This window comes from Acinetobacter sp. ANC_7634 (genome assembly GCF_056779875.1).
Genome location: NZ_JBWYIT010000009.1, coordinates 135,303 through 152,706 on the forward strand (window position 1 = coordinate 135,303; position 17,404 = coordinate 152,706).

Here is a 17,404-nt window from a genome sequence, read left to right on the forward strand (position 1 = left end):
AATAAAAAATTAGATTGTTAAAACTTTTTCGCCACGTGCGATACCAGACACACCTGAACGTACAACTTCAAGAATGGTATTCTCTGCCAAAGCATCAATAAAACCATCAATTTTCTCAGTTGTACCCGCGATTTGAATCGTGTAAGTCGTTGGTGTTACATCCACGATTTGTCCGCGGAAGATATCTGCTGTGCGTTTAATTTCAGCACGCGCAGAACCCAAAGCTTTTACTTTGATTAACATCAATTCACGTTCAATGTGTGAACCTTCAGAAAGGTCAACCACTTTAACCACTTCAACAAGTTTGTTGAGTTGTTTTGTGATTTGCTCAATCTTGTGATCATCACCATAAGTCGTCAATGTCAAACGAGACATTGTTGGGTCTTCTGTTGGCGCAACGTTCAAAGTTTCAATGTTATAACCACGTTGTGAGAACAAACCCACTAAACGTGAAAGCGCGCCAGATTCGTTCTCAATGAGAACAGAGATGATATGTCTCATGCTGTGCGCTCCCCTTTAGATAACCACATATCTGTCATAGATTGACCCGCGATTAACATCGGATAAACATGCTCAGTACGGTCAACCATCACGTTGATGAATACACATTTATCATTAATCGCCATTGCTTCTGCAAGCTTCGATTCAAGCTCATCCGCATGATCAATTTGAATACCTACATGTCCGTAAGCTTCCATCAACTTCGCAAAGTCAGGCAATGACTCAACATATGAACTTGAGTGACGACCTTCATAATTCATATCTTGCCATTGCTTCACCATACCTAAAGCACGGTTGTTTAAGCACAAGATTTTAACATTTAGGCCATATTGCTTACATGTTGAGAGCTCTTGGATACACATCTGAATGGATGCTTCACCTGTAATACAAACAACTTGTTGGTCAGGGAATGCAAGCTTAGCCGCCATCGCATATGGAAGACCAACACCCATCGTGCCTAAGCCACCTGAGTTAATCCATTGACGTGGACGTGTGTATTTGTAATACAACGCACCAAACATCTGATGTTGACCAACGTCAGAAGTGATGATTGCTTGGCTGTTCGTTACTTTATCTAAAGCTTGAACAACTTGTTGAGGTTTCATCGTACCGTCAGTTGGTTTTTCATATTTCAAACCATGAACCTGACGCCACTCATTGATTTGTTTCCACCAATCCGCAATAGCTTCAGGGTTCGGCTTAGAAATATTCAGCTGTTTTAATTGCGCTAACATTTCTTGAAGAACTGGCTCTACCGCACCCACGATTGGGATATGCGCCATGATTGTTTTTGAAATCGTAGCAGGATCGATATCAATGTGAATCACTTTCGCATTTGGACAGAATTTTGCAGGATTATTGGTTACACGGTCATCGAAACGTGCACCAACACATAGAATCACATCAGCGTGACCCATGGTCATGTTCGCTTCATATGTCCCATGCATACCCAACATACCAATAAATTGAGGATCATTACCAGGGAATGCACCTAGCCCCATCAATGTATTGGTTACTGGATAACCCAATAGATGTGCTAATTCAGTCAATAAATGTGATGCATTGCCTTGAACAACACCACCGCCCGTATAAATAATAGGACGTTTAGCATTGATCAATTCATCAATAGCTTTGCGGATCTGACCAGTATGACCACGATGTGGCGGCTGGTAAGAGCGCATTTTTACTTTTTCAGGGTATTCGTATGCAAATTTTTCAGCAGGGTTTGTTGCATCTTTTGGAATATCAACAACCACAGGACCTGGACGACCTGATGACGCGATATAGAAAGCTTTTTTAATAACCGCTGGAATTTCACTCGCATGACGCACTTGGAAACTGTGTTTCACGATTGGACGAGAAATACCAACCATATCCGTTTCTTGGAATGCATCTTCACCAATCAAATGGCTTGCAACCTGACCAGACAAAATCACCATTGGGATTGAGTCCATGTAAGCTGTCGCAATTGGTGTCACAGTATTAGTCGCACCTGGACCCGAAGTCACCAGTACAACACCTGTCTTACCTGTTACGCGCGAGTATGCATCTGCCATATGACCAGCAGCTTGCTCATGACGCACGAGGTAATGATTAATTTTGTCTTGTTTGAATAGCGCGTCGTAAATGTGTAAAACTGCGCCGCCTGGATATCCAAAAACATGTTCAACGCCTTCGTCCGCCAATGCGCGAACAAGCATTTCACCACCAGATAAAAGTTCCAACGTATTCACCCTAATCTTATTTCCACGACGGTTATGGGAGACATAAGTCGTGTTTCATTCATTCGTTTGTATGCACTGTTATAGCACACATATTTCATCGTTTTTGCTGCAATAATAAAATTTTTCGATCACAACCGTTTGAGTTGCGACTGCATATTCAACATGTTGGGATAAACATATTTCTGCTATTTCATTGTCTCGGCTTAGAGACAACGTTATTGCAAGCCATGATATTTATTCGAAGGGTGATCGAACAAAACATATAAAACTAGAGCAGCATTTTTAGTTTTTTCACGACCAAAGTCAAGGTTTGCCGAAACCTTTTTATTGTTTATTTACCAACCGATTATTTTTCAAACGATAACTTTTGGTTGGATGATTTATAAAAAAAAATTCAAACACTTATTTTTAATATTTATATAAAACAATTTATACGCAAAATGATTTTTTTGATTAAAATAAAACCAATTAATCTTCATCAGTATCCAGCAAAATGCTGCGATATAAACGTGTAAAAGAACTCACTCCCCTCATATTTCTTTATAGGTGAAGTCATGAATTCACTAGCATCATCTTTAAAACTTTCTTGTTTAGCATCAACGGTTGTTTTCGTTTCTATTTATTCATCTATGGTGCAGGCAAAAGAATATTACAAATGGGTCGATCAAAATGGTTCAACCCACTACACCACTACCCCGCCACCAAAATCAGCAAAAAAGAAAGGTAAAGTTGAAACATATGGTTGGAAAGCACCAACAACCTCAGTCAATTCCAATACAAACCCGAGCGAAGCTCCTCAAACCTCACAGACTCAAACGATACCAACGCAACAGCACACAAACGGTGCTTCAAATACTGAGTCACAAAACACAAATGCTGCTCCATTAAGCGAAACTCAAGTTTCAAATGAGTGAAATTGTCTTTTTGATCTTAATTTAAGTTTTGCATCCATTTTCAGTCTGTAAAATTCACTTTTAGGTGCGTTTTGCGCTATGCTGTGCGCTAAATTTTTTAACCGTTCTCTTGTATTACGTATATGACTACTCACATTGACTCTGAATACCAAGCCAGTGCGATTGAGCCCCAAGTTCAACAGGACTGGGAATCTCGCAAAGCCTTTAAAGTTGCCGACACTGTAGAAGGTCCACGTCGATATATCCTCTCGATGTTCCCTTACCCAAGTGGCAAACTGCATATGGGTCATGTACGTAACTACACGATTGGTGATGTGATCAGCCGCTTCCACCGTTTAAAAGGTGAAACTGTATTACAACCTATGGGTTGGGATGCGTTTGGTTTACCTGCTGAAAATGCTGCGATTGCACACCAAGTTGCACCTGCAAAATGGACCTTTGAAAATATCGATTACATGCGTAATCAGCTTAAAAAATTAGGTCTTGCGGTTGATTGGGATCGTGAATTTGCAACGTGTACACCAGAATATTATCGCTGGGAACAATGGTTATTCGTTCAGCTTTATAAAAAAGGCTTAATCTACCGTAAGCTTTCAACGGTAAATTGGGACCCTGTAGACCAAACTGTACTTGCAAATGAACAAGTAGAAAATGGTCGTGGTTGGCGTTCAGGTGCCTTGGTTGAAAAACGTGATATTCCAATGTACTACTTCCGCATCACTGACTATGCGCAAGAATTACTTGACGATTTAGACACACTCAAAGACGGTTGGCCACAACAAGTCCTTACGATGCAACGTAACTGGATTGGTCGCTCACAGGGTATGGAAATTACCTTCCCTTCAGCAAATCCTGAAATTTATGCAGATGGCTTAACAGTCTTTACCACGCGTGCCGATACCTTAATGGGCGTGACGTATGTTGCTGTTGCAGCAGAACACCCTATGGCGCTTAAAGCTGCTGAAACTAACCCTGAATTGGCTGCATTTATTGAAGAATGCCGTATGGGTTCTGTGGCAGAAGCAGATCTTGCCACTGCTGAGAAGAAAGGCATGGCGACAGGTCTTTCTGTGAAGCACCCTGTCACAGGTGAAGAAGTTCCTGTTTGGATCGCAAACTATGTATTGATGTCTTACGGTTCAGGTGCGGTGATGGCGGTGCCTTCACACGATGAACGTGACTTCGAGTTTGCCAACAAATACGGCTTAACCATTAAGCAAGTGATTGATGCTAAAGGTGCTGATGATGCAGACTTTGATGCAACTCAGTGGCAAGAATGGTACGGCTCAAAAGAAGGTAAATTGGTCAATTCAGGCGAATTTGACGGTTTAGACTTCCAAGGTGCATTTGATGCATTCTTGGCAAAACTTGAACCTCAAGGTCTTGCGAATGTAAAAGTTCAATTCCGTTTACGTGACTGGGGTGTTTCTCGTCAGCGTTATTGGGGTTGTCCTATTCCAATGATTAACTGTCCAACCTGTGGTCAAGTGCCAGTACCTGAAGACCAACTTCCTGTTGTACTTCCAACTGACGTTGTACCAGATGGTTCAGGTAACCCTCTCAACAAGATGCCTGAGTTCTATGAAACGAAATGTCCAAGCTGTAACGGCGATGCACGTCGTGAAACAGATACACTTGATACATTTGTAGAATCATCCTGGTACTATGCTCGTTACGCATCGCCTGACTTTACTGGTGGTATGGTTAAACCTGAAGCGGGACAAACTTGGCTTCCTGTAAACCAATACATCGGTGGTGTTGAACACGCGATTCTGCATTTGTTATATGCACGTTTCTTCCACAAATTGATGCGTGATGAAGGTGTAGTACAAGGTAACGAACCATTCACCAACTTGTTAACGCAAGGTATGGTACTTGCTGATACCTATTACCGCGAATCTGAATCAGGTAAAAAAACGTGGTTCAACCCTGCTGACATCGAACTTGAGCGTGATGAAAAAGGTCGTATCACATCTGCAAAATACAAAGGTGATGGTCAAGACGTTATCGTTGGCGGTCAAGAAAAAATGTCGAAATCGAAAAATAACGGTATCGACCCACAATCTATTATTGACCAATACGGTGCAGATACAGCACGTGTGTTTATGATGTTTGCTGCTCCACCAGATCAATCTTTAGAATGGTCTGATGCAGGTGTTGAAGGTGCAAACCGCTTCTTAAAACGTGTATGGCGTTTGGCTGCTGGTTTCCTTGAACAAGGTAACAATGCATCAAATATCGACAAAGCAAATCTTTCAACTGCTGCACAAGATTTACGTCGTAAAACACATGAAACAATCCAAAAAGTGGGTGATGACATCGAACGTCGTCACGCATTTAACACTGCAATTGCAGCCATGATGGAACTTCTAAATGCGAACAATAAGTTTGAAGCAAAAGATGATAACGATGTTGCTGTTGCACGTGAATCTATTACAACGCTTTTAACTTTACTTGCTCCATTTGCACCGCATTTAAGTGAAACGTTATTGGCGCAGTTTGGTATCGAGTTAAATGCAACATTATTCCCTCAAGTGGATGAATCTGCATTAACACGTAATACACAAACCATTGTGGTTCAAGTGAACGGTAAGCTTCGTGGCAAACTTGAAGTGTCTGTAGATGCATCAAAAGATGACATTCTGGCGCAAGCAAAAGCATTGCCTGAAGTACAACAATTCTTAACAGGTCCAACCAAGAAAGAAATCGTTGTTCCGAATAAATTAGTGAATTTGGTGGTTTAAGAACCTTAAAGCCTCCCTGAGTAAGATATAAAGCACTGCTTTAGATCAAAGCGCAAGAAAGGGAGCTTTGGAGGGATTTAATTTCCATTGCGAAGCATTGCTTCTCACCTCTTTTAAAAAGAGGGGAATATAAGGATTTCACAATTCCCAAACAAAGCCCGTTGCCAGTCAACGGGCTTTGCACATACAATCAGAATATTCAAAATTTATCCTGAGTCTCAGGAAATACACAGAGGATCTACAATGCATTTGAGCAAACGTTTAGCTATTGCTGTTCTAACTTTAGGCTTAAGCGCAACTATGGTCGGCTGTGGATTTCATCTAAAAGGGACCAATCCAACTTCAACGCCACTGGCTTATACAAAGCTTGAATTAGCACTCCCTGCCAATACTTCTGATTTAGAGCGTAAACTCAGTGTTTATCTCACTGCTGCAGGTGTGCAACTAAGTAACTCTAACGATGCATATGTATTGCGTATCATTGACTATAAACCAATTCGCCATGAGCTCAACGGCAAACTCATTGAAGTTCTACTCAGACTTTCTGTGACTTTCCAAATCGAAGATCGTCAAGGTAACTTGGTGACAAAACCTCGAACTTTAACTGCGACACGTACATATCAATATAACGTTGCAACCGTGAACACAGATGATCAACAAAATAAATATCTCAGTGAAATCTTAATTGACGATGTCGCTCAACAGATCTCTCGTCAAATTGCTGCAAACCGTCTGCCAAAAGCAGAAGCAAATGTACTGTTACCTGTGCAACAAACTTTTGAACCTACTGCCTCTGAAAATCCGTAACTCAGAATGAAGTTAGATTATCTACAAGCATTAAAACGTGTAAACGAAGCACGTGGTGCATGGGTATTACATGGTCAAGAACCTTTACTTGAGCAAAATCTTTTAGATGCTTTCCGTCAAAGTTGGATCATCAATCACGTGGAAAGAGAACGCTATGACATCCAAAGCGTTGCTGATTGGAAAAATGTATTTAATGCACTCAACAGCCTTTCTCTTTTTTCACAAAATCTCGCAGTAGAGGTCCATGGCAACATTAAGCCAGATGCCAATGCGTTAAAGTTACTCAAGCATTATATCCAGCATAATGAACACAACTTGTTGTTGATCATTATGCCTAAGCAAGATAGCAGTAGCTTAAAGTCGGCGTTTTTTCAAACGATTGAAGCCAATGGCGTCTTGGTTCCTCTTACAGCAACTTATGCGCAAGATCGTCAGCGTATACTCAGCATAGAAGCTGATAAAATTGGGATTCAACTGAGCCAAGATGCATGGCAATGGCTCGAAGTCCACCACGAACATAATTTATTGGCTGCTAAAAACAGCTTAATGCGTCTGGCAGACACGTTCCCCGATGTACAGCATCTTGAAATGCAACATTTGCTCGAATGCTTACAAGATCAATCACGCTATACCACTTTTGACTTAAGCGATGCATTAATTTCAGGCAACCTAAGCCAAGCGATCAAAATATACCAATATTTAGTCGAAGCTGGCGAACCACATAGTTTGGTCTTATGGACGGTAAGCAAAGAAATGCGCTTACTGATGCAACTTTTTGAGCAACCACAAAATGCATTACAACTCGGCATCTGGAAAACCAAAGTCAGTCTTTATCAACAAGCCTTGAGACGTCTTAATCCCAAGCAATTTCTCACATGGCCACAATTGCTATTAAGAATCGATGCTGCCATCAAAGGCAAAAATAATGAAAATCCAGAACACCTCATACAACAAGCCATTGCTGAATTATGTGGAAAAACCTTGTTTGCTTAGTTAACGAGCAAGGTCTATTTATAACTATAAAAATGATTATTGATTTTATTTAAGAAAAATACACTTTTTATCCTTATTTCATCATTATAATTCTCTCAATTTCCGTCATTTTTCAATATCGCCATGCAAAAAATAAAACCAACGAAATTGATTATCATCGCGATCATTACGATTGCAGCTATCGCTTTAGCTTGGTATTTTTTTAAACCTAAAGATGAGCAACCTCAGTTTATTACCGCTGAAGTGACACGTGGTGATATTGAAAACTCTGTCCTTGCAACAGGTGTATTAGAAGCGACCAAAATGGTTAGCGTTGGTGCACAGGTTTCAGGTCAGGTGAAAAAAATGTATGTACAACTGGGCGATCAAGTTAAACAAGGTCAACTGATTGCTCAAATCGATTCCGTTCGTCAGGAAAATGATCTAAAAACAGCTGAAGCCAGTATTAAAAATCAGTTGGCTCAATTGGCAGTCAAACAAGCAAATCTGACTAAAGTTGAGGCGGAATATAATCGCCAAAAAGCCATGTATGCCCAAGATGCAACTTCTCGTGCCGAATATGATTCCGCATTAGCAAGTTATAAAACTGCTCAAGCCGATATCATCGCGATGAATGCTCAAATCGAGCAATCTCGTTTATCACTGGCTACGACTAAAGAAGATTTAGGCTATACCCGTATCGTTGCTCCGATGGATGGCACAATTGTGGCAATTGTGACTGAAGAAGGTCAAACAGTGAACGCGAATCAAAGCGCGCCAACCATCGTGAAATTAGCAAAACTTGACACCATGACGGTTAAGGCTGAAATTTCTGAAGCAGATGTTATGCGTGTTGAGGAAGGTCAAACTGTTTATTTCACTACTTTAGGTAATAGCGAGAAAAAGCATTACGCAACACTGCGTCAAGTTGAACCTGCACCTAACTCAATCAATACAGAAACCAACAACTCAAATTCATCTTCATCAAGCACAGCTGTGTATTACAACGCTCTATTCGATGTTCCTAATGAAGATGGAAAATTGCGTATTGATATGACTGCTCAAGTTTATATCGTGTTAGATGAAGTAAAGAATGCACTGACTATTCCATCTTCTGCTGTTCAAAGCTCTAATCGTCCTGCTCGCCAGCGTGGTGCAAATGCGGGTTCAAATGCCCAAGAACGTAATGAACAAGCTCGTGGTGAAGGGCGTGCCGAACGTTCATCAGCTGATCGTCCTAAGCGTTTAGAATTAACCGCTGCGGAAAAGGCATTAGTCGATCAAGGTAAAGCTTCCATGGCTATGGTACGCGTACTTCAAGCAGATGGCACAGCCAAACCGACCCCTGTTCTTATCGGTCTAAATAACCGTGCAACAGCACAAGTTTTACGCGGTTTAAAATTAGGCGATAAAGTTGTAATTGCGGATGGCTCTGATTCATCAAATGACTCAGCTAAACGTGGCGCACGTGGTGGCGCTGGTCCAATGAGAATGTAATTATGAGTCAGACGAGAACACCTCTACTCGAGGTCAAAAACCTGACCCGTGAATTCCCTGCTGGTGAATCTACTGTGCAAATTCTAAAAGGGGTAAATCTTGAGATTTATCCTGGAGAATTGGTTGCCATTGTAGGTCAGTCAGGCTCAGGAAAATCAACACTGATGAACATCTTAGGATGTTTAGATAAACCGACCAATGGTAGCTACAAGGTTAAGGGCCGCGAAACACGTGAGCTAGAACCTGATGAACTTGCTCAATTACGCCGTGAATATTTCGGATTCATCTTCCAGCGCTACCATTTACTTGGTGACTTAAATGCAGCTGGTAATGTCGAAGTCCCTGCGATCTATGCCGGCGCTGATGCTTCTGAACGCCATGATCGTGCGGTTCAACTTTTGTCCGATTTAGGTCTAGGTGAAAAAACCCAAAACCGCCCAAGTCAACTTTCAGGTGGTCAGCAACAGCGTGTTTCGATTGCTCGCGCGTTGATGAATGGCGGTGATGTTATTCTCGCCGATGAGCCTACTGGGGCATTAGATAAAAACAGCGGTATTGAAGTGATGCGTATTTTACGCGAGCTGAATGCCAAAGGTCATACCATCATTCTCGTTACTCATGATCACAATGTTGCCAAAAATGCGACTCGTATTATTGAGATTTCAGACGGTAATATTATTTCTGATGAACCCAATGTTCCTGAGATTGATGATGGCTTTGAACGTGAAGAATTGATTCGTGCTGAGCAAAAGAAAACATCGTCTTGGCGTTCAGCTTTAGACCGTTTAGGTGAAGCTTTCCGCATGGCGCTTCTGGCCATGAATGCTCATCGAATGCGTACTTTTTTGACCATGCTCGGAATCATTATCGGGATCGCATCTGTCGTTTCGGTTGTCGCACTTGGTAATGGATCACAAAAACAAATTTTAGAAAATATTAGTAGTTTGGGCACCAATACCATTACGGTCTACCAAGGACGTGGTTTTGGTGATAACTCCCGATCTTCTCAGGCCAAGACCTTAATCCCTGCTGATGCTGATGCATTAGCGGAACAGCCTTACGTCGATGGTGTAAGTCCTTCAGTCAATAGTTCTGTCACGGGAAGATATAAAGATGTAGAGGCATCCACGACAGTCAATGGCGTGAGTGAAGACTTTTTCTATGTGCGTGGTTTAACGTTTAAATCAGGTCAACCATTTGACAAACATAGTGTTACTGAACAAGCCCAAGATGTTGTGATTGATACCAATACCCAAAAGACATTCTTTAGCGATGGTACGGATCCTATTGGTCAAGTAATTCTATTGGGCAGTGTACCTAGTCGTATTATTGGTATCGTAGATGCTCAACAAGGTGCAATGGGTAATTCAGATAGTCTTAATGTCTATCTCCCTTACTCAACCGTCATGAGTCGAATGCTTGGACAGTCGAATGTGAGAAGCATCATCGTTCGTGTAAAAGATGAATATTCAAGCACTGCTGCTGAAAATGCAATCTTGAATTTACTCGTTCAACGCCACGGGGCGCAAGACGTGTTCACTCAAAATGCGGACAGTATTCGTGAAACCATCCAGCAAACTACCGCTACAATGACTTTACTCATTTCTGCGATTGCTGTGATTTCTTTAGTCGTTGGTGGTATCGGTGTCATGAACATTATGTTGGTGTCTGTCACTGAACGAACGCAAGAAATTGGTGTGCGAATGGCCGTGGGTGCTCGACAAAGCGATATTTTGCAACAATTCCTGATTGAAGCCGTATTAGTGTGTATTTTAGGCGGTATCCTTGGGGTGTTATTATCACTGGGAATTGGTCAGCTGATTACACACTTTGCTGGTGGCACGTTCCAAATGGCGTATTCAACCACATCAATAATAGCTGCATTCGTTTGTTCAAGTTTAATCGGGATCGTATTCGGTTTTATCCCAGCACGAAATGCTGCTCGTTTAAATCCTGTCGATGCACTGTCAAGAGAATAATAAGGTATAACTATGCGTAATCAACTTCATAAACTGTTCATGACCTTAGCATTAACAGGCTCTTTAGTCGGCTGTGCGGCTGTAGTGAAAACGCCTTATCAAGCTCCTGCAGCCGATATTCCACAGGGCTTTCAAAACAGCCAACAACACAGCCAAAATATCCACCAACAGGCTTTTCATGATCAATGGTGGACATTATTTGGTGATGCACAGCTCAACCAATTGGTTGAACAAGTGATTGCCCGTAATACTGATTTAGCTGTTGCTGGGATTAATTTGCAACAAGCACGCATTCAAGCCAAGCAATCTGAAAGTCAGCAAGGTGTGCGTATTGGCAATGCAGGTGCATCGGTCGGTCATCGTTTTAGTTTAGATGGTGATGGTGATTCTTCAAATGGTATTTCACTGAACTATCCTGGCTTAAGCTATGAGCTGGATTTATTCGGTAAATTGGCCAATCAAACTGAAGCATCTCGATGGGAAGCGCTTGCGACTGAGCAAGATTTACAAGCCACTGCACAAAGCCTGATTGCAACAACTGCACAATTGTATTGGCAATTGGGATATCTTAATGAACGCCTATCTGTGGCTCAACAAAATTTAGCAAGCACCCAAAAAACTTATGAATTGGTGCGTACCCAATATCGTGCTGGGGCTGTCTCTGGACTTGATTTGGCTTCAGCCGAACAAGCAGTTCAAAGTCAAAAAGCTACGTTAAGCCAGATCGAACAGCAAAAAGTTGAAACACGGACTGCTCTTGCAGTTTTACTGAATCAACCTGTTCAACAGTTGAATATTGCGGAGCCACAGCGCTTACCACGTTCTGCCCTACCTCAAATTCAATCGGGCTTACCTGCTGAACTTTTATCCCGTCGTCCTGACTTGCAGGCAGCTGAGTTACGTTTACGTAAAGCATTGGCGAACAAAGATGCCAATAAGGCCAGCTATTATCCTTCGATTAATTTAACTGGCAGCATTAGCACAGGAGGCGCAAGCACGTCACTCAGCAACGTGCTGTCGAATCCTGCTGCGATATTGGGTGCGGGTCTTACGCTCCCTTTCCTGCAATGGAATGACATGAAGCGTGATTTGCGTGTCAATGAACTTGAATATGAAAAGTCTATTATTCAATACCGTCAGACGCTATATAAAGCATTTGCCGATGTTGAAAATGCGTTATCCGCACGTAATGAAATAGACAAACAAGTGGCACTACAAGAACGTAATGTGCAACTGGCTGAGAAAACAGAACAACTGACCCAAGTCCGTTATAAAAATGGTGCTGTGGCGCTGAAAAATTTGATCGATGCCCAGCGCACGACACGTGAAGCACATTTGAGTTTGGTTCAGGCTAAACAGATGCAGTACAATGCTTATGTGACGTTATTGCAGGCTTTGGGCGGTAGTCCAATTCAACAGTTGCCTTAAATAAAAAAGCCCGAAAGGGCTTTTTTAAACTCACCTATTTTCAAATTGTCTTTCAAACTCTAACAACTATAAATACCTAAACTTTGATCATCATAATATTACAAAACCAAACTTTATCCATATCTATACTTTTAATATGATAATACTCATAACCTCTGTAATTTGCTGAATAATAAAATGATGAAACAAAATTTAGTTGCTCTTTTATGTTCTACTCTTGCACTTACTGCTTGTGCAAAAACAACCACTGAACCTAGTAAAGAACCATTAAATAAACCAAGTCAACCTACTTCTCAAGATCCTAATTTACAAAAGAAAATCAATGAGCTTTTAGAAAAAACTAAACGAGAACTTATTTTAGTAAAAGGTGGAAGTTTTATGATGGGCGACTTTGGTCCTCAACATAGTCAAGACGGACTCCCCTATGATGGAGATGGTGATGCCACACCATTACACAAAGTGACCCTATCTGACTATAGATTGAGTGCAACCAAAGCGACTTATGCTGATTTTGATATATATACTGCTGCAACCAACCAAAAACCTATTGGAATTTTTGATGAATTTTCAAAAGTAGATCGAATTCCTGAAGTTGCTGCTGGCGTAAATTGGTATCAGGCACGTGATTATTGCCAATGGTTAGGAAAACAACTCAATTTAAAAATGGATTTACCAACAGAGGCGCAATGGGAATATGCAGCTCGTAATCGTGGTCAAATGATTATGTATCCAACCAACAATGGAAAATTAGAAAATGGTAAAAATATTTGGAGCTTTGACCAAAGAAGTGAAATTAAATCCAAATATAAGACTATAGAAGTTGTACCTCTCCTAAAACAATTCCCACCAACAAAAATGGGATTTTATGACATGATTACCGATAATTATGAGTGGATGCTTGATTGGTATGATCCTCAATATTACAGTAAATCTCCTGAACATAATCCGCAAGGTCCCCAAACAGGCACTAAAAAAGTAGTCCGAAGCACTTACCCAGATGATGGACAAAACATTAAAATGTCAGGAGGGCTTACAATTAGTCGTCATGCTTTATATCCCACAGCAGATCCAAAAGATCTCGAATACTATAAAAACTCTAAATACAAAGACTCAATTGATTTAAATAAAAATAACTCTGTGCGTTGTGCTGCAAACTTATAAATTTGAAAAAGAGTATAACTTAAACGTTATACTCTTGATCCTCAAATGGGTTCGATTCCACCAAACTATATGGATCTTCAAATGGTGCTAATGTTCCAATATTACTAGCCATAAGCACTTTTTGATCTTTATTATCATTTTCATAATCTTGCATTTCTTCAAAAGTCTTAAACCTATAATCATCTTGATTACGGACTAACATATAGTTGCGATGATTCTGGATTTTTTTTACCCCTTTTCTATATTCTATATATTTTTTAAGCCAAGAGTTTAACTCTCCACCATATTCAATACCTTTATTAATACAATGAATAATAGTTTTAGCTCTTTCATCATTAACTTTTTGATTTTCTAATTTATCGTAGTTCAAGAAGCGAACTAAATCACCTTCTACTTTTCCCAATTGGGATTCTGTTAATTTTGAGCCTTCAGGATGTATATGTTGAATTGTATTCTTCCATTCAGCTTCAGTAATGCAAGTCGCCAATATGTTGATTATTGCTGTTTTACGTTCTGGGAAGAAATCAACTTCTACACTTGTCAATGATAAACCGATCCTAATATCTAAAATAGGAGCTGTGCGATCAGTCCAATGGGAAACTGCATACAACAAGATCCCTTTTGTTTCGGGTGTAGCATAGAGTAATTCACGCCGCCCTGTGTTCGAGTTAACTCTACGTGCTGTTTGTAGACGACCTTGATCTATATCTAATCTTCGAATCCAAGCGATATAATCTCGCGCTGTATTTCTTACATCTGCTGTTAAAGGATGATTATCTCCTATACAGTAAGCTAAAGCCTGTGAAAGCATCATAAAACTGGCTGAATTAACAAATGCTAAAGTCCTAAAGCCAGCGTAACCAAGTTGAGATTTTAAGAAGCCAGCAAAATTCATTAATTGATCTGTTCCGACGTCAAATGCCGCCGTACCTTTAGCACCCACACCCCAACATAGATGAGCAGCAACTAAAATTCTAAACGTATTTGTAGCAGCAGAATAACCGATTTGAAACTGTCCCTCAGCTCCTACACCCGCACTTACTCCACCACCAAGAGAAGCTATTGCAATAGTAACAAATTGAGGCTGTGATTCACCATCTATACCAGGATCGAACCATTCAATCCCTCCCTTTAAGGCCCCAGTGATATTCATACCAGCAAAAGCTTTAATTTCTGTATGAGCTGTATTTTGATTTTCTTTAGCTTCTTGCATTAACTCTAAATCACCCTCACCAGTTTTAAAGGCAGGTCGATTTTGCCTGTTCATCATATTTGCAATAGATCTTTGTGGTTCACGAGCCACTGCAGTAATAACTTGCGTTGTTCCCTGATGCGTAATATCAATTGATAAGTTACCTGCTATACCTAAATTGGCTCCTGAAAAACCAGAAACTTCACAGCCAATTAAAAATCTTATTTCACCTAAGGAATAGTTTTCATACTCAATATTCCATCCAGATTCACTTGGATAAAATTTTCTCCACTCCTTTTTTCCTTCGAATATGGTCCATTTTGCTGAAGCATCACCACTTGCATTCAATTTTACACCTTGAGAGGAAACACTTAATTCCGCCTCACCTTTACCACCTGCAACAAGACGCATCCACTGTGCCTGTTGACTTACATCTATTCCATGACTATTTCTATACTGCTCAGAAATCTCTCCACCGAGCCCGCCAATTAGGTCATAAATGGCTTTTTCATCACTGCCAATTTCTCCTTTTGCGTTTAATAATTTAGAGCTAATCCCATCAAAACTTTTTTGAATAATATTCGGATTGGCTACACCATTCTGATTAGATGCATTTGTAATTTCGACTCTTAACTCTTCATTTAAACGTGAATTTTTTAATCTGTTATAATTGGATGGTTTTAAATATCTTCGTAATAAATTAGTTTTAGTTTTTCCATTCTCAACAAATCGCTCAGCAATCAAAACTTCCTCTAAATCATTTCTAGCTTGGAATTCTCCATTAATTTTGTCTATCGCATCTTTTTGATCAATATTTAACCTTTTTTCCATTTCACGAATTTGATTAATATCGCGCTCTTGTATAGCACGCCGTAAATTAGCATTTGACTGATGTACTTTTTCAACTGCCTTTGCTAGCACGGAAGTTTTCTTATCAAACTCTTGATAGAGTGATGGTGGTAAAATAAGTAGTTCATTAGTATGTGGATTAATTATAATTGGTGGTTTTTTTAATGAAGCGAGAGAAGCTTTATTGTTTGCATTTGGGTAGGTGGTACTTTTAGAAGCAGGAAAAATAATTTGATAAATTACCTGCGGATCAACACAAGTAATTGTATTATACTTCTGGGAATCATGTTCATTATCTCCAATAAAATATTTTAAATATACTCTTCTGTATGTATTAGCAAGTTGAGTAAACCCTTTATCATCGGCAGGGCTAGGTTTAGAGTTTACAATTGGTTTATCTTGCCCCACACCAAATATTTGATATTTTATATTTGCAACAGGTTTAGTATTAGATAAGATAAACTGAAACATTGCATAATTTTTAAATTTTAATCTTTTAGGCTTTTTAATCACAACAGTGTTATTTTTTTTGTAGTCATTATAAGAAATAGGTTCCAATTTTTTTTGATATATATTTGGCTTATTACTTTTATCTAGTGTCGGAAACCCGGATGTATTACCTCCTAAACCTCCAAAAAAAGTTGAACCTTTATTATTTTTTTGTGCTGCTTTTTTTATATTTTCAATTGCTTGAGCATTTGCTTTTTGCTGTAGTTTATATTGACTTTCAGTAGGAAATTTTAAATTATCATCCAAACTCTTTTCATTAATTTGAATTATAGAGCTTCCTTCAGCTAAAATAGGTTTAATTGTTTTTTTTGTAGCAAAAATTGAACTAAAACCTTCTACAAAAATATGAATATTTCCATTTTTGGTAATATTTATTGGTTTTGTTTTACCGTTTTTATCAGTTTTATCTTTATATGTTTCTTTTGTACCATCCTTTGATATAAAAACTAAAGTATAAGAAACATTATCTAGTGCTTCATTTCTTTGATTATAAAAATAAATTACATGTTCTAATATTGTATATTTACTCATCTTTAAGCTTCTTCTTGATTTTGAATAACTCTATATTTAGATCCATTCTTATCTGAAATATGAATATAAATTTGCTCCGGACCCTGTGTTTCATAACGCTTTGTGAGACCCTGGGAGTTCGTTTTACCCTTTTCTTGTGTCCCATCTGCTCTAAAAACTATGTAATCAACATTTTTACCTGGATTACCTTGATCATCTACAATTTCAAACGTCAAATAGCATGGTGATGTATTTAATTTCAATTTTGGAACAATTACCTTTTCACCACCAATAAACTTATGCTGCCCTGCCTTAACCTCAAACTTGCCTCCTGTGGTTGGTAATATCCCAGAGCTATTTAATTTTACTTGTGAGCCGCCTGCGGTTAGATTAATTTCATTCGGACTAGTGATATAAATCGTATCTTCCGTCGAAATAATCTGCACCCCCTTTCTTGCAATCAGGTCAGCACCATCCCCTTGAGCTTGAATCTCGATCTTCCCTTTCCCTGCATACAGTCGTGCTCCTTCTTGCGCTGCAAATAAGCTGATCTTTTTGCTGGCATGTCCGATGATGCTGTCTTGCGTACTGGTGTTAATGCTTCCTTGTGCAATTT

At 39.7% G+C, this 17,404-nt stretch carries 12 protein-coding genes; 8 read left to right on the plus strand and 4 right to left on the minus strand.

Annotation, left to right across the window (positions count from 1 at the left end; genetic code table 11):
• Positions 1 to 9: 9 nt before the first annotated feature.
• Positions 10 to 501, minus strand: coding sequence for an acetolactate synthase small subunit (ilvN, locus tag AC1M9A_RS10660; protein ID WP_035265631.1), 492 nt, complete (start codon positions 499 to 501; stop codon positions 10 to 12).
• Complete coding sequence (locus tag AC1M9A_RS10665) at positions 498 to 2,225, minus strand: acetolactate synthase 3 large subunit (RefSeq protein WP_035265632.1); 1,728 nt, start codon at positions 2,223 to 2,225, stop codon at positions 498 to 500. The genes ilvN and AC1M9A_RS10665 overlap by 4 nt, the downstream gene beginning before the upstream one ends.
• 554 nt (positions 2,226 to 2,779) lie before the next feature.
• Here AC1M9A_RS10665 and AC1M9A_RS10670 point away from each other — a divergent pair.
• The 8 genes from AC1M9A_RS10670 to AC1M9A_RS10705 all read left to right on the plus strand — a co-directional run bounded on the left by AC1M9A_RS10670 (position 2,780) and on the right by AC1M9A_RS10705 (position 13,727).
• Positions 2,780 to 3,139, plus strand: coding sequence for a DUF4124 domain-containing protein (locus AC1M9A_RS10670; RefSeq protein WP_481610169.1), 360 nt, complete (start codon positions 2,780 to 2,782; stop codon positions 3,137 to 3,139).
• Positions 3,140 to 3,261: 122 nt separating this feature from the next.
• Positions 3,262 to 5,883, plus strand: a complete 2,622-nt coding sequence (leuS, locus tag AC1M9A_RS10675; protein ID WP_481610170.1) for a leucine--tRNA ligase — start codon at positions 3,262 to 3,264, stop codon at positions 5,881 to 5,883.
• Positions 5,884 to 6,126: 243 nt separating this feature from the next.
• Complete coding sequence (locus AC1M9A_RS10680) at positions 6,127 to 6,690, plus strand: LPS-assembly lipoprotein LptE (RefSeq protein ID WP_035270158.1); 564 nt, start codon at positions 6,127 to 6,129, stop codon at positions 6,688 to 6,690.
• A 6-nt stretch (positions 6,691 to 6,696) separates the two neighbouring features.
• Positions 6,697 to 7,683, plus strand: coding sequence for a DNA polymerase III subunit delta (gene holA, locus AC1M9A_RS10685; RefSeq protein ID WP_481591673.1), 987 nt, complete (start codon positions 6,697 to 6,699; stop codon positions 7,681 to 7,683).
• A 123-nt stretch (positions 7,684 to 7,806) separates the two neighbouring features.
• Positions 7,807 to 9,159, plus strand: coding sequence for a MacA family efflux pump subunit (locus AC1M9A_RS10690; RefSeq protein WP_481610171.1), 1,353 nt, complete (start codon positions 7,807 to 7,809; stop codon positions 9,157 to 9,159).
• 2 nt (positions 9,160 to 9,161) lie between these two features.
• The gene (locus AC1M9A_RS10695; protein WP_481610172.1) at positions 9,162 to 11,138 is read left to right on the plus strand and encodes a MacB family efflux pump subunit; all 1,977 of its coding nucleotides are present in this window, start codon (positions 9,162 to 9,164) and stop codon (positions 11,136 to 11,138) included.
• A 12-nt stretch (positions 11,139 to 11,150) separates the two neighbouring features.
• Positions 11,151 to 12,566 carry an efflux transporter outer membrane subunit gene (locus AC1M9A_RS10700; RefSeq protein WP_481610173.1) on the plus strand — a complete coding sequence of 472 codons (1,416 nt, stop codon included), beginning with the start codon at positions 11,151 to 11,153 and terminating at the stop codon, positions 12,564 to 12,566.
• 180 nt (positions 12,567 to 12,746) lie between these two features.
• Complete coding sequence (locus AC1M9A_RS10705) at positions 12,747 to 13,727, plus strand: formylglycine-generating enzyme family protein (RefSeq protein WP_481610178.1); 981 nt, start codon at positions 12,747 to 12,749, stop codon at positions 13,725 to 13,727.
• 19 nt (positions 13,728 to 13,746) lie between these two features.
• Here AC1M9A_RS10705 and AC1M9A_RS10710 read toward each other — a convergent pair whose 3' ends face one another.
• Both AC1M9A_RS10710 and AC1M9A_RS10715 read right to left on the minus strand, forming a co-directional pair.
• On the minus strand, positions 13,747 to 16,809 hold the full coding sequence (locus AC1M9A_RS10710) for a hypothetical protein (RefSeq protein ID WP_481610174.1): 3,063 nt from the start codon (positions 16,807 to 16,809) through the stop codon (positions 13,747 to 13,749).
• A 2-nt stretch (positions 16,810 to 16,811) separates the two neighbouring features.
• Positions 16,812 to 17,404: DUF2345 domain-containing protein (locus tag AC1M9A_RS10715; RefSeq protein WP_481610175.1), on the minus strand; the 593-nt coding region annotated here is incomplete at its 5' end.

Bases quoted from the DNA above. Each gene is read 5' to 3' on its own strand.
- AC1M9A_RS10670 (WP_481610169.1), top strand. From the start codon at position 2,780: ATGAATTCACTAGCATCATCTTTAAAACTTTCTTGTTTAGCATCAACG.
- AC1M9A_RS10705 (WP_481610178.1), top strand. From the start codon at position 12,747: ATGAAACAAAATTTAGTTGCTCTTTTATGTTCTACTCTTGCACTTACT.
- AC1M9A_RS10695 (WP_481610172.1), top strand. From the start codon at position 9,162: ATGAGTCAGACGAGAACACCTCTACTCGAGGTCAAAAACCTGACCCGT.
- AC1M9A_RS10690 (WP_481610171.1), top strand. From the start codon at position 7,807: ATGCAAAAAATAAAACCAACGAAATTGATTATCATCGCGATCATTACG.
- AC1M9A_RS10710 (WP_481610174.1), bottom strand. From the start codon at position 16,809: ATGAGTAAATATACAATATTAGAACATGTAATTTATTTTTATAATCAA.
- holA (WP_481591673.1), top strand. From the start codon at position 6,697: ATGAAGTTAGATTATCTACAAGCATTAAAACGTGTAAACGAAGCACGT.
- AC1M9A_RS10700 (WP_481610173.1), top strand. From the start codon at position 11,151: ATGCGTAATCAACTTCATAAACTGTTCATGACCTTAGCATTAACAGGC.
- AC1M9A_RS10680 (WP_035270158.1), top strand. From the start codon at position 6,127: ATGCATTTGAGCAAACGTTTAGCTATTGCTGTTCTAACTTTAGGCTTA.
- ilvN (WP_035265631.1), bottom strand. From the start codon at position 501: ATGAGACATATCATCTCTGTTCTCATTGAGAACGAATCTGGCGCGCTT.
- leuS (WP_481610170.1), top strand. From the start codon at position 3,262: ATGACTACTCACATTGACTCTGAATACCAAGCCAGTGCGATTGAGCCC.